This window comes from Rhodococcus sp. IEGM 1409, from assembly GCF_030056735.1.
Taxonomy (GTDB): Bacteria; Actinomycetota; Actinomycetes; order Mycobacteriales; family Mycobacteriaceae; genus Rhodococcus_F.
On record NZ_JASHKN010000005.1, the window covers coordinates 257,597 to 275,842 of the forward strand.

Below are 18,246 nucleotides of genomic sequence, written 5' to 3' on the forward strand. Positions count from 1 at the left end.
TCCGGCCCCGTGCGCGGTTAAGGAGTCCAGAGACTCCCTAACCGCGCACAGGGGCTGTGCCCCTATCGAAAGGTGTTCCATGTCCGGTCGCAGTTTCTCCAGTGGAATCGAAGTGAAAGATGCTCTGCGAGAGCAGGACTACATTGCCGATAACGAGTTCGCGGTAGTCGTTCATCTGGCGACGGCGCTGGGGCGCCCGCTCCTGCTCGAAGGGCCGGCCGGTGTCGGCAAGACGGAACTGGCGAAGTCGCTGGCTGCGATCGGGGGACGCAAGCTGGTGCGACTGCAGTGCTACGAGGGGTTGGACGACAATCGCGCCCTCTACGAATGGGACTACGCGAAGCAACTCCTGCACGTGCAGATGCTCCGCGACCGGATCAGCGATCAGGTTTCCGAGTTCGACAGCGTAGCCGAAGCGTCGAAGTTTCTGGCCGATCAGGATTTCGGGTTGTACTCCGAGAACTTCCTGTCCGTGCGGCCGCTGCTCGAAGCGATCCTCTCACCCGAACCGGTGGTGCTACTGGTCGACGAGGTGGACCGCACCGAGGAATCGATGGAAGCACTGCTACTGGAGATCCTTGCCGAACAGCAGATCACCATTCCCGAGGTCGGTACGTTCGTGGCCCGGTCGCAGCCCTGGGTCATCTTGACGTCCAACGACACTCGCGAACTCTCACCCGCGCTCAAGCGTCGGTGTCTGCATTACCATCTCGGCTATCCGACGTCGGAGCGTGAACGCGAGATCGTCACGGCCCGAGCGCCGGAGGTCGATGCGGCTACGGCCACCGAGGTTGTCGAACTCGCTCGCATTCTGCGTGATCTTCCGCTGCGCAAGAGCCCGTCCATTTCGGAGGTCATCGACGCGGCCAGGGCGGCAACAGTGCTCGCGGCCAGCGGATTCGACACCGGTTCCGACGCCAAGGTGCGCGACATCTTGCTGACGGCGTTGCTCAAGTACTCCTCCGACGTGACGCTGGCCAAGGAACGATTCGACGGAAAGCTTCTCGAATCTCCGTCGCGTGACGGTGGTGAACCGATCGAGCGAGCAACGGTGGCAAGCAAACCCGCCAACACGACGACGGCCGTGTTCCGGGGAACCGGCGGACGCGACCCCCATCAACAGGGAATCCGCGGCGGCAGCGGAATCCGTTCGACGCGATGACGACGCTCGGTGGGCTTGCCGTGTGGCAGCCGTCGTTTGTTCTCGACGTGGTGTCCGCGAGCTTCGGCCGATTGCTGAGGGCGGCCGGAGTTTCCGCGTCACCGGCCGAGGTCGTCGAGGTTCGGCGTGTCCTCGCGATGGTCGGCGCCTCGGATCGCGAGACATTGCGAGCGTGTCTCCGGGCAGTGTGCGCCAAGTACTCTCACGAGCAAGCCGGTTTCGAGCGGGCGTTCGACGCGCTGTTCCGGCCGGCCGCGGACAAAGCGCACGCCGAGCGGATGGCATCGCGAGCCGAGGTGGCGGACGGTCTACCTACCGCGCTCGGGATCGACGAGGATCAAGAAGTTGGTCGGTACGCCGAGTACAACGAGCGTGCGGCCGAGGTAGGCGACTACTTCGATACTCCGGAAGCGGAGAAAGGCTTCAACCCGCACAAGGACGACGACGACGTCTCCATGACGTCGAGTGACGCCGAACTGTCGGTCGATACCGGTTCGGAGACCGGTCGACGCGGAGTCAGTTACACGGTCGACGTGGACCGTGCCGCATCGGCGGTGGTCGGCGACCTCAGTACCAGTGTTGCTGCAGCAGCGGTCGGTTCGTTGTCATGGGACGATCCGACGTCGATCCTGGCCTGGCTGGACGCATACGACCCGAGCAAGGCGTACGCCGACGTCTCCGACGACGGGCCGTTGACGCAGGCGCAATTGAATCGGCTCGTCGAGGCAGTCGAAGCGTTTGTGCAAGCGCTCTCGGCCGCTGCGCTGGCCGAATCCGCTCCCGACGCGCCGGACAGCGAATCTGCTGCAGGTGCAACGCACAACGACATCGAACTCGCGTGCCACGAGGTGCTTCGGCGGATGAGAGGGCCGTCCAGGCCTCGTCCTCGTGAGCGCTCCCGTGGGCATCTCGACATGCGACGCACGGTGCGTTCGAGCCTGCGCACCGACGGGATACCCTTCCATCTGGTCGTGAAAGCTCCTCGCCCCGATCGTGTCCGACTACTTCTGATCGCAGACGTGTCCCTGTCGGTGCGCCCGATCACCGCGTTCACTCTGCGGTTGGCTCAGGCAATGCATCGCCGGGCAGATCGTTGTGAGGTGCTCGCGTTCGTCGATCGTCCGGTCGACGTGACCGACACCCTTCTCGCCAGTAGTGGTGATGGTGCACTGGCCGCTGTACTCGCGCACCCGGGCCTGGATCTGGAAGCCAGCAGCGACTACGGGCGGGTGCTCACAGAATTGTCGGACGAGCACGGAAACACCTTGAACTCGCGGACTTCCGTCATCATCGTGGGCGACGGTCGATGCAACGGGTTGCCTCCGCAGGTGGACAAGCTGGAAGAGTTACGACGCAAGGTCCACCGTCTGGCCTGGATCACGCCGGAACCACAGCGCTACTGGAACCAGGCGTCATGCGCGATGCCGGAGTATTCGGAGATCTGCGACGAGGTTGTTGTTGCCCGAGATGCCGCGCAACTGATGGCAAAGGCCGCTGAACTGGGGCACGCACTTCGCTGATGTCACTGCGCGATCCGTCGTGAACTAGTTTGATCTGATGACCGAAATCAGGGGATCGATCTGGCGACCGATAGCGGCGCTGACAGTGCTCGGAGCAGTTTGCGGGCTTGTCGCGCTCGGCGTGTTTCAGTGGTGGTGGAAGTCTTTGGCGTCACCGCACATTCTCACCGGCGGAACCTATCGGGATCGATTTTCCGAACCGACATTCACCGGACCCGGATTCATGGATCTCTTTCCGGCAGAACCTGCCCCGTGGTTGTATTCGGGACTTGTCCTCGGGCCGACCGTTGTCGGCTTGCTCGCCGGGATCGTGTTTGTGGTGTTCTTCAGGCGTAATCACGCGCAGAACCGCGCGATTACACCTGACGGATCATCAGAGCGCTAGCAACGCTCGCGTGCCCAGTCGGGGATCCGCCAACGGGCGTAGCGCCAAGCGCAGCAGGACCAGGGCGTTGTCGTCGCCGGCGATCCTGTTGACTTTCAACGTATTGCACTCGACGCACTGGTGAACGAGCATCCATTCACCGTCTTGCCGGACTGTCAAGGACAGCGCGGCCATTGCGCCTCTGCACTGTTGTGCTCGGTCGCCGGGTATACGCCCGTCCACGTGTCGGCTTGCCAGACAGTTCGGGCAGCGGTTCCGATGGGCGGTCTCCGGGGCCGCGGTGGAGATGTCCAAACGGCATGTGAGACAACGGAAACTCGATCCTGGCTCGCCGCCGAATTCGTGCAGTACGTAGTTGGTGCGTTGCGGTGACCGCCGCGAGCGGGAGCCGGGATTCTTACGTGGCATCTGCGTTCTCTCCCCTCCCAAGTCGCCGAAGGCTTCGAGTGGGAAGGGCGGTTGCGCGAGTGGCCGCACTGCCATCCTCATCAACGACAACTGGTTGTCGTCTCGGCTGACGGGGTTGGAGGTGAGTTCGAGGCATTGTGCGCAGCGGTGGATGATCATCCAATCGCCGCTTCGCAGCACCGAGATCGAATTGTGTGATTGAGGCACTGGAGAACTCCTAGCTGAGTGAACAAAGCAGGTAGGAGCAGGCCGAGGGAACCTCGCGGCTGTCAGTCCGTCGTTTGCAGGATCAGGTTTCGGGGATCATCAGGTGATCTCGAGGATTGTGGACAGAGCAGGGGCGGGAGGCGTACTCGGCGCGGGTTGGTTCATAAACACCTTCTGGATCAGTACTACCGGCCGCTCTGGCCGAAACCGAAAGTACAACGGGACCCAATTGCCGCGCCATCCATTTTCCGGCGACGCCGCACCTGCCCAAATGGGTAGGTAAGTGCCTCTCCTTCGGTGGGTGTGCCGCTACTGCCGTCCGCGTAGGCTCGGGGCCAGCACTTGTAAGGTGGATCACACCAGTTGGTGCACGTGACAGTTGGTGCACGTGACAGCGACGGCTGGGCAATCCCGAGGCGGGAATCTCAGAGCCGCGAGAGGAGAGTGGGGTCGTGTCCGTGGCTTATCCGGATGCTGTGAACCACGGTGTTCATCGCCGTGGCACTGCTGCTCGACTGGTCAAATTTCACGCCCCCGAGATCGTCTTCGGCATTGGATCCCTGGTCGAGGCAGCACACGCGACTCTGAGGTTCGGCGGGTTCCGGCCGTTCCTGGTGACCGATCCCGGTCTGATCGACGCGGGATGGGTCAGCGAACTCGAAGGCCATCTCACCGAGCAGGGATTGACCGCGACGGTGTGGTCAGGGCTGACGCCCAACCCCAAGGACTTCGAGATCGCGGCCGGATTCGAGGTGTACCAGGAAGGCGAGTGCGACGTCATCATCGCGCTTGGCGGCGGTTCCGTCATCGACGCGGCAAAAGGCGTCGCCGTCCTCGCTGCCAACGGTGGCAACATACTCGACTACGAGGGTGTAGATCAGGCGACAAAACCGATACCGCCGTTGGTGATGGTTCCCACCACGTCCGGCACGGGCGCGGACGTGTCGCAATTCTGCATCGTCACGGACACGACGCGCGGCACCAAAATCACCATCATCGGCCGGGCACTGGTCCCCGATGTGACGGTCATCGATCCGCGGTTGCTCACGACGATGCCCGAGTGGCTCAATGCTGCAACGGGATTGGATGCATTGACGCACGGTATCGAAGCCTTCGTCTCGCTGGCGCACAATCCGTTGACTGATCATCACGCGCTCCGCGCTGTCGGGTTGGTGACCGAGAATCTGGTGCACACGATCCAGGACCCGATGGAGATGGAAGCGCGGTCGGTGATGGCGCAGGCGAGCCTCGAGGCTGGGTTGGCGTTCACCAACGCGATACTCGGCGCCGCGCACGCGATGAGCCATCAGGTGGGCGGCATGCTCGACCTGCCGCACGGCGTCATCAACGGAATTCTGTTGCCCCACGTCATCCGGTTCAATTCAACGACGGACGCTGCCCCCTTTGTTGCCATCGCTGCGGCACTGAGTCTTCCCGAGCAGCACGGCACTCCGGAGGAAGCAGCGCTGGCGGTGGCCGATCGGGTCGAACGGCTCGCGCGCGAGGTCGGCGTGCCGAAGGGGCTTGGGGAGGTGGGTGTTCGAGAGGAAGATCTCAGTAGGCTCGCCAGCTTCGCGTTGCTCGACGCCTGCATGTCCACCAATCCCAGGGAAGCGACGCAGGAGCAGATGGTGGCGTTGTTCAGAGGTGCCTTGTGAAGCGGGACACTGTGAAGCGGGACACTGTGAAGAGGTGCAGACGATGACCGCGGACCTGTCCCGGCTCACCGGATTACGGTCGGGTAAGAGTTCGTTCTACCCGCAGTATCGAGGTGCGGCCGAGCGACTCGAGCGCGTCGTACATGCTCTGGAATTGATTTCGCGAGCCTTGGTGCGGACCGTCGAGGGGCCGGAAACCCTGGTCTGCGCGGTCGCGGAAGCCGCCCGTGCTCATCTGAGTGCCAACTGGATAGTCTTCGCCTTGGCCGACGGGACCTTGCCCGACGCCGGGCCACGGCGATTGGTCCTCGGTCCGGATGCGACGCCGTTCCTGGTCGACAATGTGGAAGGGCCACCGCTTCCGGAGGACGTCGTCGAATGCCTCGACGACATCAGGCACGGAAGAATCGAGTCCAACTCGGTGATCGACGCTCACTACGCGTTTGTGCCGATCGTGCTCGGCGGTGGTGTGGTCGGCGCCTTTGCGGCCTGGACGCCGGTCAACCGGACGCTCGATACGACGGACGGGGCCGTGCTCAGCATCCTGGCCAGCCAGACTGCTGTGGCCCTGCAGAATTCGGCGCTCTATCAGCGCGGACAGCTACTGCTCGAACGGGCTGAAGATGCGTATGCGGAGGCCAATCGCACTGCGGCCGATCTTGCGGTGCGCAACAGCGAATTGGAGTCCACTCAGCGTCAACTCGGAGTGGCGCACCGACATCAGGTGGTCGACGACGAACGTCACCGGATCGCCCGCGAACTTCACGACAGCGTGACGCAGGCGGTGTTGTCGGCCGGCATGCAGATCGAGGTCTGCCGCAGCGACATCCCGGAAGCCGAACGTAGCGAAAGACTCGACTTGGCAAAGGATTTGACCAAACGGGCAGTCGAGCAGCTTCGCTCGGCGATTTACGCTCTCAATCATTCCTCGGACGCGGACAGAACGTCGCTGCCCGAGATGCTCGAGCAGCTCGGCGTGGTTCACATGCCGGACGAGTTGGCGGTCAGCGTTCGCGTCGGCGGTACCCCGACAGAACTTCCGGGCGATGCCGAGCACGCCCTTCTCCGGATCGCCGGGGAAGCCCTGTTCAACGCAGCGGTCCATGCTCACGCGAATCGGGCTGTCCTTCGTCTGACCTATCGGGCCGACTCCGTGTTGCTGTCGGTCTCCGACGACGGTGACGGTGACCCCGCCAGGATGCGGCTCATTCTCAAACTCGCAGCCACCAACGATGTCGACGGCCGCCACCGCGGTCTCGCGAACATGCAGGCGCGAACCTTGGAGTTGGGTGGCGCGTTGGAAGTGCGGCGGGCTCGGATCGGTGGGATACAGATTCTCGTGCGACTGCCACTGCCAGGAGCACTGCCACTGCCAGGAGCACTGCCGCTCGACTCGGGCATTGAAAACCTGTGCTCTACAACTGAAATCGAGAGCGAGGAATCATGACCACTGCCCGCCCCGTCGTCACCCGTGGAGCGTCACCGGTTCAAAGTTTGGTTCGCATAGTCCTGGTCGACGACCACGCGATACTTCGGCAGGGGCTCCGCTCGGTGCTCGAGCGCGAAAGCGACCTCGAGATCGTGGGGGAGGCGTCGTCCCTCGCCGAGGCGCTTGCCGTCGTCGACAAGGTCGGTCCGGACATCGTCCTGATGGATCTCAAACTCTCCGCCAGTTCCGATTACGAGGGACTGACCCTCTGTGGCCAGTTGTCCGCGGCGCATCCTGGGCTCGGACTGTTGGTTCTCACCACCTTTCTCGATGATCAACTGGTGGTGCGAGCCGTGCACGCAGGTGCTCGCGGCTATGTGGTCAAAGACGTCGACACCACCGAATTGGTGCGGGCGATCAGAGCGGTCTCGCGAGGCGAGAGTGCGTTCGATTCTCGCAGTGCATCGGCTGTCGTCCGTTCGCTCAACGGACAGTCGGTAACCAAGGAACGATTGACCGATCGTGAACTGGAAGTGCTGAGGCTTCTTGCAAATGGCTTGTCCAACATCAAGATCGGTGAGCGATTGTTCATCTCACCGACCACCGTCAAGTTCCACGTCAGCAACATCATGCGCAAACTCGAGGTGAGCCGGCGAGCGGAGGCCGTCTATGCCGCGAGTAAGCAAGGTCTGATCTAGCTTCGGTCGGGGACCGTCCAGGCGCGTAGTGCCTGATGCTGGACGAGGAGGACACTCGCTCCAGTCGCGCGGAGAGTCGACGCGGTCATGTCGGCAGTCAGGCCGACTGCGATTCGTAGTACCAGAACCTCACGTTGGTCGTCGGTCAGACGACGTGGGCGTTTGAATTGCCCGGCGATGTTGTGTGACTGGGGAATTGCTGCAATCCGTTGCGAGGCCAACTCGTAGGCAAAAGTCTCGATTCGTGTGTCGGCCGAGATCGAGTCGGACATTCGTGTGACGACGTCCAGAGTGCATTGGTGGGCGAGATCGTCGGCGAATGATGCGACAGACGTCCCGAGAAGTCTGGCGCGATAGTAGAGAACGACGCGAGGGTGCAATCGCGCCAGGAGTTTCGCGAGCGCATGGTGGTCGCCGGCGAATGCCTCGGCGGCGGTGCGATTCAACGAAATCGATCGTTCACAGGTTTCGGGTGAAGCGGTATGTCCGAAGGGGGGAGTCGGTGAAGTGTTCGCGCCCCTGATCGACAGCTTCATCAAACAACTCCTCGGGTACACCGCACTTCACCGTGCTGGAACGAGGATTGAGGTACCCCGCCGAAATTGCGGGTAAACCTGAAGTTACCTGCCAGGTGTCCGGTCTTTTCGCTGGGAGCGCCAGTCCGCGAGCATGCGCGGCATTTCCGCGGCCATGAAGTCGAAGAAGTCGCGCAGATCGGCCATGCGATCGCCGGCAGTGGTTCCTTCACCGAGGACCCGAATGCCCTCGTCCGCAACTGCCGAGACCTGGTAGAGCGAGGACTGTTTCGTGACAAACGCGTCGGCCCACATGTCGATGCTGACGCAGTAGTGCTGACGCCTCGATCCGGGGACGGCCACACGCTCGATCAACCCGACTTGCTGGAGGTATCTGACGGCTCCGGAAATGGCAGCGGGGCTCACTCCCAACCGAGATCCGAGATCTCCGGGTGTGGACGAGGGCGTCTCGCTGGTCATCAGCGCGGCCCACACGCGGGCGGGCATCGGCGGAAAACCCATGTCGCTCAGCACGAGTGAGAGTCGCTCGACATAATGGCGGCTCTCGTCCGGTGCAACGGTATGGCTGGTGTCGGTCATCGGAACCCTTCGATCTTTCCTCTTTTTCTATCTTCACACATTTGTGAAATCGGCGTACGGTCAAGTTCATGGGTGCGGCGATTTCAGTGAAGAACCTCGTCAAGACGTTCGGTGCCACCCGCGCGCTGGATGGCCTCGATCTCGATGTCTCGACGGGTGAAGTGCACGGTTTCCTAGGGCCGAACGGCTCCGGAAAGTCCACCACCATTCGGGTGCTCCTCGGCCTGCTCCGCTCCGATTCCGGAGACGCAACCGTTCTCGGCGGCGATCCGTGGCGAGACGCCGTGACTTTGCATCGACGGCTCGCGTACGTACCTGGCGACGTTAATCTGTGGCCCAACCTCACCGGCGGGGAGGCTGTCGACCTGTTGGCCGGTCTGCGCGGTGGCTTGGACAGAAAACGGCGAAGCGAGTTGCTCGAGCGCTTCGAACTGGACCCGACCAAGAAGGCGCGAACGTACTCGAAAGGCAACCGGCAGAAGGTTGCACTCGTGGCAGCCTTTTCGTCGGACGTCGACCTTTACATCCTCGACGAACCGACATCAGGACTCGACCCGTTGATGGAAGCCGTGTTTCAGGACTGTGTCGAGGAGGTGGCTCACGCCGGGAAGACGGTTCTGCTGTCGAGCCATATCCTCGCCGAGGTCGAAGCGCTGTGCGATCGCGTGAGCATCATCCGCGACGGGCGGACGGTGGAAGAGGGAACACTGTCCGAACTCAGGCATCTCACGCGCACGTCTGTCTCGGCGGAGACGCAGCGCCCGATCGGTGGACTCGACGGGCTCGGCGGTGTCCACGACGCGGTGATCGACGGTAACCACTTCACCTGCGAAGTCGACAGTGCACAACTCGGGCCGCTCATGACGTACTTGGTCGGCTTCGGGATCGTGGCGCTCACTTCCACTCCGCCGACGCTCGAAGAACTCTTCTTGCGGCACTACGGCGACGAGCGGGCCAGGGAGACTTCGGTCCACCTGCGAGCCGAGACCGGAGTACTGCCATGACCGTCGTTGTCGAAGCCGCTCCACCGGTACCGGCGTCGGCAAGTCAGTTCACCGGCACGCGCCGACTGGTTCGGCTGGCTTTACGACGGGACCGGATTCAGCTTTCCGTGTGGGTCATCTCGATCGTGCTGTTCATGCTGCTTGTCGTCGCCAGTGTGACCGGGCTGTACACGACACCCGAGGAACTGCGAAACATCGCAGTCAGTTCCGCGGTATCGCCGGTGGCGCTGGCGACCAACGGAATCGTGTCCGGCGATTCGCAGGGCGCGATAGTCGCCAGTCAGTCGGTGCTCGTGTTCGCTTTGGTGGCGGCATTGATGAGTACCCTTGCGGTGGTTCGCCATACGAGACAAAACGAGGAGACCGGCCGTGCCGAGATGATCGGTGCTGCGGTGGTAGGTCGGCGAGCGCTCCTGACCTCCGCGCTGATTGTCACGGTCGGTGCGAACATTGTTCTGACACTGGGAATTGCTCTGGGGTCGATCGCCGTCGGCCTGCCGGTCGGTGGTTCGCTCGCGCTGGGTGCATCGATCGGCGGTACCGGAATCGCGTTTGCCGGAGTTGCAGCCGTGACGGCACAAATCACCGACGGTGCTCGTACGGCCAACGGTCTGGCGGGCGCCGCAATCGCTGTTGCCTTCATGCTGCGCGCGATCGGTGACGTGAACAGTACGGTCGTCGACGACGGAACTCGTGTGGTGAGCGGTTGGTTGTCGTGGCTCTCACCGATCGGGTGGGCACAACAGATCAGGCCTTTCGACGACGACGCCTGGTGGATCCTGTTGTTGCTGATCGGATTTGCGGCTGTGCACGTGGTGGTGGCGTTCGTTCTCATCGACCATCGCGATCAGGGAGCGGGACTCGTTCAGCCCCGGCCCGGCCCACCGGCCGCGGCATCGTGGCTACCGTCGGCTTGGGGCCTGTCGTGGCGCATGCAGCGAATGACGATGTTCTGGTGGATCTTTGCCGTTGTCATACTCGGGTTCGCGTACGGCGCTGTGGGCAACGAGATCGACGCGATGGTGGGATCGTCGCAGCAGACCGCGGAGATGTTCGAGAAACTCGGTGGCGGCGGTGCGGATCTGGTGGACTCCTACTTGGCCACCGCTCTCGGTCTCACGTCGATAGTCATCGCGGCGTATTCGGTCCAGAGTCTTCTCCGTATGCGGGGCGAGGAAACGTCGGGACGGCTCGAACCGTTGCTGGCAACCTCGCTGTCGCGGCGGAAGTGGATGCTGTCCCACCTGGGGGTGGTTGTGGGCGGTGTGATCCTCGCGCACGTCTTGATGGGTGCGTTCACCGGATTCGCCTTCGGGCTCGTCACGGATGACATCGGCGGCAACACACTTCGGATGATCGGCGCGGCGTTGGCATATCTGCCTGCGGTGCTTGTCGTCGTGGGGTTGGTGTCGTTGGCTTTCGGACTGTTTCCGACGTATGCGTCGTCCCTCTCCTGGGGAATCTTGGCGGTATGCATCGTGCTCGGACAACTCGGTACGTTGCTGAAGCTTCCGCAGGTAGTGCTGGATCTGTCGCCGTTCACCCACGTACCCGGTGCCCCCGCCGAGCCTGTGACTGTTCTACCTCTGCTCGCGATGATTGTTGTGGCAGTAATGCTTTCGATCTTGTCGCTCACCGCGTTCCGTCGCCGCGACATCCAGATGTAGTAGAGCTGAACTCAACTCGGAATTCGGCGAAGCTGACGCGCCCGCGCAGCGAGACGTCCGGTCGAGTCGAACAATTCGGATTCGTCGACGCAGAGAGTGTCTGTCGCCCAAACAGTCCCGTGGCGCAGGCGATACCACTGCGACGGTGGCTGGGGGAGCGTCGCGATGTGCTCCGGCGTGAAGTGTGCGGTGAACTCGATGGTCGGAATGGCCACGGGCATCGTCAGTGTCGCGAACAATCCGGGAGGAAGCGCGTCGAGCAGGACCGCGGCGCGCTCCTGGGCTGTGAAGTCGAGATCGCTCAGCAATCGGATCCAGACGTCGAATTCCGGGGAGTCGCCACCGGCGAACGGTCTCGCGGAATTGATCGGCCGAATGTCGAGGTGCTGGGCGAACGGCACAAAATCCACCGGGATCTCCAGTGACGGCAGGGTTGACGGGTCGGCTTCGGAGGGACAGGGCGGTCCAGGTGCGCGGTGACTGCCAGGGGCTCGGCTCCGGACGCGTCGGCGGCCACTCGCAGCATCCTTGCCACGGCAAGCCTGCCCTGGATGCCGTCGAAACTGCGCCAGCTGGAGTCGAATTCAGTGTGATGGTGCACTTCGTTGCTCGGCGGTTGAGCCGTCACGGGCACCTGACTAGCGATTGCCATAGTCAGCACTGTGAAGGCTGACTATGGCAATGGCAAGCTAGGGTCTATTCGGGAGTGCTGGACGACCCACCGAAGAGCATGTAGATGAGGATCTGAAGAATGCCGAGAGGATTGATCTCGCCGAGGCTGCTCATGTGTGAGGAACTCCTGATTGCGGGGATGGGTATTGTTGCGTCGCAACGTCACTGAAAGTACGGCAATTCAGACAAAGAGGTGCGGAATTTACCGATAATTCACTGTCCGCGAGTCGGGCGGCAGTGCAGGTAGGCGTCGGTGACCACGTCGAGAACGCGATTGCCGTGCGCATCGACCAATTTTGCTGTGATTGTGACCAATCCTCGGGAGCGATTGTCGAACACGACGTTGTCGACGGTGACCTTTCCGCTCAGGGTGTCGCCGGGGCGCAGTGGACGGAGGAAGCTCACGTCGCGCATGGTCTTTCCGGCGATCACGTTCCATTGGTCGTAGAGACTGGCAACCACCAACTTCTGGCAGATCGACAGGGTGTGCAGGCCGCTGGCGATCAACCCACCGAAGACACCGGACCCGGCGGCTTCCTTGTCGATGTGAAACCACTGGGGATCCCACTGGGTTGCGAACTCGACGATTTCCTCTTCGGTCACCGAATACGAGCCCAATGGGATCACTTGGCCGATCTCGACATCGTCGGCGAACACTGTGCGTTTGTGAAGGGCGGCCGAATCGTTCATGGTTGTGCAAATCTCCTGCGTGTTCCGGGTGTACTCGGAACATACTCCCGCAGCGTGTTCGACTCCGTCGCGAGTCGGTCTCCGGTGTCGTCAGGTAATCCAGGGTCACTAGAATCGTCACATGGTTGACGACGCGAAGATCGAGCCGAGGGCGCTGGCAGGAACGTGGCACTTCGAGCGCGACATCGTCGACCGCCTTTCCGGTTCCACCAAGCATGTCTTCGGAGAGACCACTATCGCCGACGCCGGTGACGGTCGGATGCGCTGGTACGAGAGTGGCACTCTGCGTGACGGCGATCTGGAACTGCCCGTGTTCCGGACTCTGTTCATCGCCGAGCACGGTCTCGAGTGGGCTGTGACATTCGAGGACGGCAGAGAGTTTCACGACTGGGCACCGGGGGAGGAAGTCGAGCACCTGTGCGGTGCGGATACCTACCGCGGGCGAATCGACGTCACTGCCGGCGATCGATCGGCCTGGACTGTCGTCTGGACCGTGACGGGGCCGAGCAAGGACTACACGATGACCACGCATCTCACCCGGCCCTGATCAGAGCGCTCGCCAGTTATTCGACGCCGATCGTCACCTCGGTGGACTTCACGAATACCGTTGCAGCTTGGCCTGGTTCAAGGTCGAGATCCAGCGCGGCATCGCGGGTGATCGACGAAGTCACGATCTGGTTCCCGCCGTCCAATTTCACCTTGACCGTTGCCATGACGGTGCCGAGGTTGACCTCGGTGATGGTGCCGGTGAGTTGATTTCGTGTGGACAGTCGCATCTCTGAACTCCTGTGCTCTCGGGTAGGTGTACTTCGACCCTAAGCTGCCGGGCCCGTGGATACCCAGCGATTCCGCAGGTGCGGACATGCAGGCGAGAGAGTTGCGCGAATGGTGTCGGCCGGCCGAGGTAGATTCCGGTCATGACTGAACCTGTGAAGGGCCCGGCGTCGTACTTTCCGTCGATCGAGAAGAAGTACGGTCGGCCGATCGGCGAATGGCAAGAGCTGATCCGAAGCTCAGAGCTCACCAAGCACATGGAATTGGTGAATCGGTTGAAGTCGGAGCACGGTATGGGCCATGGTCACGCGAATGCTCTTGTCGCGCATACGTTGAAAGAAGGCTAGTTCACTTCAGGCGGCAGTAGCGTCCAGCACCAACCAGCCGCCGTGATGCTCGAATACCTCGAACGGCACACCGGTCTGCCGGCCGACTGCGTGCAGCGACTCGAGGTCGAAAGTGCGGATGTGGCCGTGGCATGCGGTGGCTTCGTCTTCGAAGGGGACGGCTATGACGACCCTCTGACGTGCGATCCGGAGTGCCTGCGCAATCACTGCTTCGCCCACTGAGTCGTCGACGTGCTCGAGGAGATGAATCGCGGTCACGGTGTCGGCGCTGTTGTCCGGAGCCGGGACTTCCCCCGCGTCGCAGATCACCGTGTCGATCTTGATGCCGAGTTCGGGGGCTACCGCGTCGAGCAGGATCATCGTTCCGGGCAGGATATCCGTGGCGGTCACGTCCATTCCGGCGCGCGCGAGCCGCAGGGGCAGGAAGCCGAAGCAGGACCCCAGATCGAGCACGGAACCGCGAACCAGTTTTTCGGCTTTGTCGTGGATCGGCGCGAAATCCGCAGTGCCGTCCAGTAGTTCGGCAAGCGAGTTCCGGTAGTAGGTGGTCCAGGATTCGAGAGCGCCGTCCACGGTGGAGCGAACCAGGCCGACCATCGTCAGCTCGAATTCGTCCTGACCGAACTCCGCGTCCTGAATCGACGAGGTAACTCCGGCGACGAGGCGCTCGCTCAGATCGGCAGGATTGAGGGAGTGCCGGACGTGGAGGCGACCGCCTCGACGATCGAGCGAGATCGGACCGGAATCGACCCGTTCGACGGTTACATGCCCGAACGACCACAAGCCCGGCGTCGACGGTGCCAGTGAATCCAGGGCCGGTTCGTTTGTGGTGGTGGACATGATCACCTTTCTCGGGTAGCTGATGCTTTCTCAGGTGCTGATGCCGGTCCGCAGGGACTGCGTACCTGTTTTCAAGAGTTCCGGTAGTTCGAGTGCATCGTCGGTGAGCCACTGCTCGTATGCCGACATGGCCACCCCGAGCAGAAGATAGCCGACCGTGCGTGGGCCGTGATCGGTCGGTTCGAGATTCATTCGCCGTGCGACGTAGTCGGCGACCACCTGCCGCCAACCTTCGTACATCACCACAGAGTATGCCTGAAGCGTCGGAACTTCGAGGATCAATTCCATCCGTTTGCGATGTACCGCAGTCTCTTCCGGCGGGAAGGTGTTGAACGTCAACAACGCCGATTCGAGCGCGTCGACCAGCGGGATGTCGGCGGGCAGTGAATCCAGGTGCTCGCGCATCTCGCCGAGATGTCCGTCGAAGTCTCCCCAGGGAACGGCGTTCTTGGACGGGAAGTAGCGAAAGAAAGTCCGACGCGCGATGCCGGCGGCGTCGGCTATCTGGTCGACGCTCACCTCGTTGAAGCCGACTGTGGAGAACAGTTCGATGCCGATCGTGCTGATTCCCTCCTTCGTTGTGGAGGGGCGACGGCCTATCCGAGCGGACGGTTTCTTGCGGCTACGCATACTTTTTTCGCTCCATGTGTGTCATTCTGCACTCGATGCCATTACAGTGGTGAACCGAGTCACAGTGAAGTCCCACTAGTGACCACCAACTCCCAGGTTGGAAGTCTGATCTACAGACTTCCAGACGGAGTCCGACCGCAGGAGGAATCCATGTCAGATCGTGACAACAAGGCGCTCGAGAACGACCTCGTCGAGGAGTCCCTCGTGGAGGAAGTTTCCATCGACGGCATGTGCGGCGTGTACTGACCGTGTCTGCTTTGGATCTCGACGCGGGGTGGAAACTCCACCCGCAGGTAGCGCTTCGCCCCGAACCTTTCGGGGCGTTGCTCTACCACTTCGGAACGCGCAAGCTCTCGTTCCTGAAGAACACGACCATCGTTGCGGTGGTCAAAGCGTTGCCAGACCATCCTGATGTCCGGTCCGCACTACGTGCGCAAGGCATCGAAGATGACGCGGCTCCCCAATATGCCCGCGCGCTGAGCACTCTCGCCGACTCGCACATGATCGTGCCTGTCTGAGCCAGACGCTCGCCCCCACGTGCGGAACAGCCCTTCTGCACGTTCGCCCGCTTCATTTCTTCGCGAGGACACAGCCATGACCTCAGTTCTTGAACAGCCCTCCCCGCCCGCCAAGGTGGGTCGCCTCGTCGATCAGTTCGAACTCGGACTCGACGCCCCGATCTGCCTGACGTGGGAACTCACCTACGCCTGCAACCTGTCCTGCGTGCACTGCCTGTCGTCGTCGGGTCGGCGTGACCCCAACGAGCTGAGCACGCAGCAGTGCAAGTCCATCATCGACGAGCTGCAGCGTATGCAGGTTTTCTACGTCAACATCGGTGGCGGCGAGCCGACGGTACGCTCCGACTTCTGGGAGCTCGTCGACTACGCGACGGACCACCAGGTTGGTGTGAAGTTCTCCACCAACGGCGTGAAGATCGACAAGAAGGTCGCGGCGCGCCTTGCCGCCAGTGACTACGTCGACGTGCAGATTTCCATCGACGGTGCCACCGCTGAGGTCAATGACGCTGTGCGCGGGCCTGGTTCGTTCGCGATGGCTGAGCGCGCTCTCGCGAACCTGAAGGAAGCCGGCTTCAAGGACGCCAAGATTTCGGTGGTCGTCACGCGGCACAATGTCAGTCAGCTCGACGAGTTCAAGGCTCTCGCCGACAAGTACGACGCGACCCTGCGCATCACTCGACTGCGTCCTTCGGGCCGCGGCGCCGACGTGTGGGACGACCTGCACCCACGCCCCGAGCAGCAGCGTGAGCTCTACAACTGGCTGGTGGCTAACGGTGAGGGCGTCCTGACGGGCGACTCGTTCTTCCACCTTTCCGCGTTCGGCGATGCACTGCCTGGTCTCAATCTCTGTGGCGCTGGCCGTGTCGTGTGCCTGATCGACCCGGTCGGTGACGTGTACGCGTGCCCTTTCGCGATTCACGATCAGTTCCTTGCCGGAAATATCGTGAAAGACGGTGGATTCCAGGAAGTCTGGCAGCACTCGGACCTGTTCGAAGAACTGCGCTCGCCGCAGACCGGTGGTGCCTGCAGCAAGTGCAACCACTACGACTCCTGCCGCGGTGGCTGCATGGCAGCCAAGTTCTTCACCGGGCTGCCGATGGACGGTCCTGATCCCGAGTGCGTCATCGGAAACGGTGAAATGGCCTTGGCCGGCGCGGGAGAGATCCCCAAGTCCAGCGTCGACCACTCACGTTCCGGTCAACGTAAAACCCCGCGTGCATCGGTGCCACTGACACTGATGATGCGTCCCCCCGCCAAGATTTGTGACGAAAACCCGCTTGCGGGAATGTAAGTAGCCTTTCCGGCCACTTGCGATACGAGAGGTTTGACTGATGGCAAAGAACGCATTCTTCGAGACCGTCGCTGAAGCACAGCGACGTGCGCAGAAGAGGCTCCCCAAGTCCGTGTATGCGGCGCTGGTGGCCGGATCCGAAAAGGGTCTGACCGTCGACGACAATGTCGCGGCCTACAGTGAACTGGGTTTCGCTCCGCATGCGGCCGGCTTGCCGAACGAGCGGAACATGGCTACCACCGTTATGGGGCAGGACATTTCGCTTCCGGTGATGATTTCGCCGACCGGTGTGCAGGCAGTGCACCCCGACGGCGAGGTAGCGGTGGCTCGAGCGGCCGCAGCACGGGGAACGGCGATCGGCCTGAGTTCTTTCGCCAGCAAGTCCATCGAAGAAGTTGCGGCAGCCAACCCGCAGGTGTTCTTCCAGATGTACTGGGTCGGCAGCCGCGACGTGCTCCTGCAGCGTATGGAGCGTGCTCGCGCCGCCGGTGCCAAGGGCCTGATCATCACCACCGACTGGTCCTTCTCGTACGGTCGCGACTGGGGCAGCCCGTCAATCCCCGAAAAGATGGACCTCAAGGCGATGTTCCAGTTTGCGCCCGAGGGCATCATGCGCCCGAAGTGGTTGTTGGAGTTCGCCAAAACCGGCAAGATCCCGGATCTGACCACCCCGAACCTTGCGGCGCCGGGTCAGCCGGCGCCGACGTTCTTCGGCGCGTACGGCGAGTGGATGCAGACTCCGCTTCCGACGTGGGAAGACATTGCCTGGCTGCGTGAGCAGTGGGGCGGGCCCTTCATGCTCAAGGGAATCATGCGCATCGACGACGCCAAGCGAGCTGTCGACGCAGGCGTCTCCGCGATTTCCGTCTCCAACCACGGTGGTAACAACCTCGACGGCACTCCCGCTCCGATCCGCGTTCTCCCGGGCATTGCCGAAGCCGTGGGCGATCAGGTGGAAGTTGTTCTCGACGGCGGCATTCGACGCGGCGGCGATGTCGTCAAGGCGCTCGCCCTCGGAGCCAAGGCCGTCATGCTCGGGCGCGCGTACCTGTGGGGCCTCTCGGCAAACGGCCAGGCCGGTGTCGAGAACGTGCTCGACCTGATGCGGATGGGCATCGACTCGGGACTGATGGGCCTAGGCCACTCGTCCATCACCGAACTGAGCCCGGCGGACCTGGTGATCCCGGAAGGCTTCACCCGCACGCTGGGTGCGAGCTGAATCTCCGGCTCT

22 protein-coding genes are annotated in these 18,246 nt (G+C 62.3%); 14 read left to right on the top strand and 8 right to left on the bottom strand.

Annotated features, from left to right (window positions below; translation table 11 throughout):
- Positions 1–79: 79 nt before the first annotated feature.
- Genes QM716_RS16450 through QM716_RS16460 form a run of 3 tightly spaced genes read left to right on the top strand, consistent with a single transcriptional unit; the run spans position 80 to position 3,067 of the window.
- Positions 80–1,162 carry a MadB family AAA-type ATPase gene (locus QM716_RS16450; RefSeq protein WP_283305091.1) on the top strand — a complete coding sequence of 361 codons (1,083 nt, stop codon included), beginning with the start codon at positions 80–82 and terminating at the stop codon, positions 1,160–1,162.
- Complete coding sequence (gene madC, locus QM716_RS16455; RefSeq protein WP_283305092.1) at positions 1,159–2,682, top strand: MadC family VWA domain-containing protein; 1,524 nt, start codon at positions 1,159–1,161, stop codon at positions 2,680–2,682. The genes QM716_RS16450 and madC overlap by 4 nt, the downstream gene beginning before the upstream one ends.
- A 37-nt stretch (positions 2,683–2,719) precedes the next feature.
- Complete coding sequence (locus QM716_RS16460) at positions 2,720–3,067, top strand: hypothetical protein (protein ID WP_283305093.1); 348 nt, start codon at positions 2,720–2,722, stop codon at positions 3,065–3,067.
- On the opposite strand, the gene QM716_RS16465 is transcribed toward QM716_RS16460, so the two are convergent.
- Positions 3,056–3,682, bottom strand: a complete 627-nt coding sequence (locus QM716_RS16465) for an RNHCP domain-containing protein (RefSeq protein WP_283305094.1) — start codon at positions 3,680–3,682, stop codon at positions 3,056–3,058. The two genes, QM716_RS16460 and QM716_RS16465, sit on opposite strands and share 12 nt — an antisense overlap.
- A gap of 452 nt (positions 3,683–4,134) precedes the next feature.
- Here QM716_RS16465 and QM716_RS16470 point away from each other — a divergent pair, with 452 nt between their 5' ends.
- The 3 genes from QM716_RS16470 to QM716_RS16480 are packed head-to-tail and all read left to right on the top strand — an operon-like array spanning position 4,135 to position 7,467.
- Positions 4,135–5,340, top strand: coding sequence for an iron-containing alcohol dehydrogenase (locus QM716_RS16470; protein ID WP_283305095.1), 1,206 nt, complete (start codon positions 4,135–4,137; stop codon positions 5,338–5,340).
- A 43-nt stretch (positions 5,341–5,383) separates the two neighbouring features.
- Positions 5,384–6,787: a MadS family sensor histidine kinase gene (locus QM716_RS16475; protein ID WP_283305096.1), complete on the top strand. Its 1,404-nt coding sequence runs from the start codon at positions 5,384–5,386 to the stop codon at positions 6,785–6,787.
- Positions 6,784–7,467: a MadR family response regulator transcription factor gene (locus tag QM716_RS16480; protein WP_283305097.1), complete on the top strand. Its 684-nt coding sequence runs from the start codon at positions 6,784–6,786 to the stop codon at positions 7,465–7,467. The genes QM716_RS16475 and QM716_RS16480 overlap by 4 nt, the downstream gene beginning before the upstream one ends.
- Here QM716_RS16480 and QM716_RS16485 read toward each other — a convergent pair.
- Both QM716_RS16485 and QM716_RS16490 read right to left on the bottom strand, forming a co-directional pair.
- Entirely contained in the window at positions 7,464–7,913 is a 450-nt protein-coding gene (locus tag QM716_RS16485) for an RNA polymerase subunit sigma (RefSeq protein ID WP_283305098.1), read from the bottom strand. The genes QM716_RS16480 and QM716_RS16485 overlap by 4 nt on opposite strands.
- A gap of 174 nt (positions 7,914–8,087) precedes the next feature.
- Positions 8,088–8,582, bottom strand: a complete 495-nt coding sequence (locus tag QM716_RS16490) for a GbsR/MarR family transcriptional regulator (RefSeq protein WP_283305099.1) — start codon at positions 8,580–8,582, stop codon at positions 8,088–8,090.
- Positions 8,583–8,650: 68 nt separating this feature from the next.
- Between QM716_RS16490 and QM716_RS16495 the strand changes: the two genes are divergently transcribed.
- The gene (locus QM716_RS16495; protein WP_283305100.1) at positions 8,651–9,586 is read left to right on the top strand and encodes an ABC transporter ATP-binding protein; all 936 of its coding nucleotides are present in this window, start codon (positions 8,651–8,653) and stop codon (positions 9,584–9,586) included.
- Complete coding sequence (locus tag QM716_RS16500) at positions 9,583–11,253, top strand: ABC transporter permease (protein WP_283305101.1); 1,671 nt, start codon at positions 9,583–9,585, stop codon at positions 11,251–11,253. Before QM716_RS16495 ends, QM716_RS16500 begins: the two co-directional genes overlap by 4 nt.
- 11 nt (positions 11,254–11,264) lie before the next feature.
- Here the strand turns inward: QM716_RS16500 and QM716_RS16505 are convergent, their stop codons facing one another.
- The gene (locus QM716_RS16505; RefSeq protein WP_349307354.1) at positions 11,265–11,663 is read right to left on the bottom strand and encodes a hypothetical protein; all 399 of its coding nucleotides are present in this window, start codon (positions 11,661–11,663) and stop codon (positions 11,265–11,267) included.
- 475 nt (positions 11,664–12,138) lie between these two features.
- A complete protein-coding gene (locus QM716_RS16510) occupies positions 12,139–12,615 on the bottom strand; it encodes a MaoC/PaaZ C-terminal domain-containing protein (RefSeq protein ID WP_283305102.1) in 477 nt (158 codons plus the stop codon).
- A 121-nt stretch (positions 12,616–12,736) separates the two neighbouring features.
- On the opposite strand from QM716_RS16510, the gene QM716_RS16515 reads away from it, so the two are divergent.
- Entirely contained in the window at positions 12,737–13,162 is a 426-nt protein-coding gene (locus QM716_RS16515; protein WP_283305103.1) for a DUF6314 family protein, read from the top strand.
- Positions 13,163–13,178: 16 nt separating this feature from the next.
- Here the strand turns inward: QM716_RS16515 and QM716_RS16520 are convergent, their stop codons facing one another.
- The gene (locus QM716_RS16520; protein ID WP_003942061.1) at positions 13,179–13,391 is read right to left on the bottom strand and encodes a TOBE domain-containing protein; all 213 of its coding nucleotides are present in this window, start codon (positions 13,389–13,391) and stop codon (positions 13,179–13,181) included.
- A gap of 141 nt (positions 13,392–13,532) precedes the next feature.
- On the opposite strand from QM716_RS16520, the gene QM716_RS16525 reads away from it, so the two are divergent.
- On the top strand, positions 13,533–13,736 hold the full coding sequence (locus tag QM716_RS16525) for a DUF4287 domain-containing protein (protein WP_283305104.1): 204 nt from the start codon (positions 13,533–13,535) through the stop codon (positions 13,734–13,736).
- Between the two features lie 6 nt (positions 13,737–13,742).
- On the opposite strand, the gene mftM is transcribed toward QM716_RS16525, so the two are convergent.
- Positions 13,743–14,576 (bottom strand): mycofactocin oligosaccharide methyltransferase MftM, encoded by an 834-nt coding sequence (mftM, locus tag QM716_RS16530; protein WP_283305105.1) that lies wholly within the window; start codon positions 14,574–14,576, stop codon positions 13,743–13,745.
- Between the two features lie 30 nt (positions 14,577–14,606).
- Positions 14,607–15,206, bottom strand: coding sequence for a mycofactocin system transcriptional regulator MftR (mftR, locus tag QM716_RS16535; RefSeq protein WP_283305106.1), 600 nt, complete (start codon positions 15,204–15,206; stop codon positions 14,607–14,609).
- A 150-nt stretch (positions 15,207–15,356) separates the two neighbouring features.
- Here mftR and mftA point away from each other — a divergent pair, with 150 nt between their 5' ends.
- From mftA to mftD, 4 genes are all read left to right on the top strand, one after another.
- Complete coding sequence (gene mftA, locus QM716_RS16540; RefSeq protein WP_063836238.1) at positions 15,357–15,452, top strand: mycofactocin precursor MftA; 96 nt, start codon at positions 15,357–15,359, stop codon at positions 15,450–15,452.
- Entirely contained in the window at positions 15,437–15,724 is a 288-nt protein-coding gene (gene mftB, locus QM716_RS16545; RefSeq protein ID WP_007728309.1) for a mycofactocin biosynthesis chaperone MftB, read from the top strand. Before mftA ends, mftB begins: the two co-directional genes overlap by 16 nt.
- A 76-nt stretch (positions 15,725–15,800) precedes the next feature.
- Positions 15,801–17,015 carry a mycofactocin radical SAM maturase gene (gene mftC, locus QM716_RS16550; RefSeq protein WP_283305107.1) on the top strand — a complete coding sequence of 405 codons (1,215 nt, stop codon included), beginning with the start codon at positions 15,801–15,803 and terminating at the stop codon, positions 17,013–17,015.
- A 40-nt stretch (positions 17,016–17,055) separates the two neighbouring features.
- Entirely contained in the window at positions 17,056–18,234 is a 1,179-nt protein-coding gene (gene mftD, locus QM716_RS16555) for a pre-mycofactocin synthase MftD (protein WP_283305108.1), read from the top strand.
- The last annotated feature ends 12 nt before the right edge of the window (positions 18,235–18,246 follow it).

Excerpts from the sequence above, each read along its gene's own strand:
- QM716_RS16450 (WP_283305091.1), top strand. The coding sequence starts at position 80 with ATGTCCGGTCGCAGTTTCTCCAGTGGAATCGAAGTGAAAGATGCTCTG.
- madC (WP_283305092.1), top strand. The coding sequence starts at position 1,159 with ATGACGACGCTCGGTGGGCTTGCCGTGTGGCAGCCGTCGTTTGTTCTC.
- QM716_RS16460 (WP_283305093.1), top strand. The coding sequence starts at position 2,720 with ATGACCGAAATCAGGGGATCGATCTGGCGACCGATAGCGGCGCTGACA.
- QM716_RS16475 (WP_283305096.1), top strand. The coding sequence starts at position 5,384 with ATGACCGCGGACCTGTCCCGGCTCACCGGATTACGGTCGGGTAAGAGT.
- QM716_RS16480 (WP_283305097.1), top strand. The coding sequence starts at position 6,784 with ATGACCACTGCCCGCCCCGTCGTCACCCGTGGAGCGTCACCGGTTCAA.
- QM716_RS16490 (WP_283305099.1), bottom strand. The coding sequence starts at position 8,582 with ATGACCGACACCAGCCATACCGTTGCACCGGACGAGAGCCGCCATTAT.
- QM716_RS16495 (WP_283305100.1), top strand. The coding sequence starts at position 8,651 with ATGGGTGCGGCGATTTCAGTGAAGAACCTCGTCAAGACGTTCGGTGCC.
- QM716_RS16500 (WP_283305101.1), top strand. The coding sequence starts at position 9,583 with ATGACCGTCGTTGTCGAAGCCGCTCCACCGGTACCGGCGTCGGCAAGT.
- QM716_RS16510 (WP_283305102.1), bottom strand. The coding sequence starts at position 12,615 with ATGAACGATTCGGCCGCCCTTCACAAACGCACAGTGTTCGCCGACGAT.
- QM716_RS16515 (WP_283305103.1), top strand. The coding sequence starts at position 12,737 with ATGGTTGACGACGCGAAGATCGAGCCGAGGGCGCTGGCAGGAACGTGG.
- QM716_RS16520 (WP_003942061.1), bottom strand. The coding sequence starts at position 13,391 with ATGCGACTGTCCACACGAAATCAACTCACCGGCACCATCACCGAGGTC.
- QM716_RS16525 (WP_283305104.1), top strand. The coding sequence starts at position 13,533 with ATGACTGAACCTGTGAAGGGCCCGGCGTCGTACTTTCCGTCGATCGAG.
- mftM (WP_283305105.1), bottom strand. The coding sequence starts at position 14,576 with ATGTCCACCACCACAAACGAACCGGCCCTGGATTCACTGGCACCGTCG.
- mftR (WP_283305106.1), bottom strand. The coding sequence starts at position 15,206 with ATGCGTAGCCGCAAGAAACCGTCCGCTCGGATAGGCCGTCGCCCCTCC.
- mftA (WP_063836238.1), top strand. The coding sequence starts at position 15,357 with ATGTCAGATCGTGACAACAAGGCGCTCGAGAACGACCTCGTCGAGGAG.
- mftC (WP_283305107.1), top strand. The coding sequence starts at position 15,801 with ATGACCTCAGTTCTTGAACAGCCCTCCCCGCCCGCCAAGGTGGGTCGC.
- mftD (WP_283305108.1), top strand. The coding sequence starts at position 17,056 with ATGGCAAAGAACGCATTCTTCGAGACCGTCGCTGAAGCACAGCGACGT.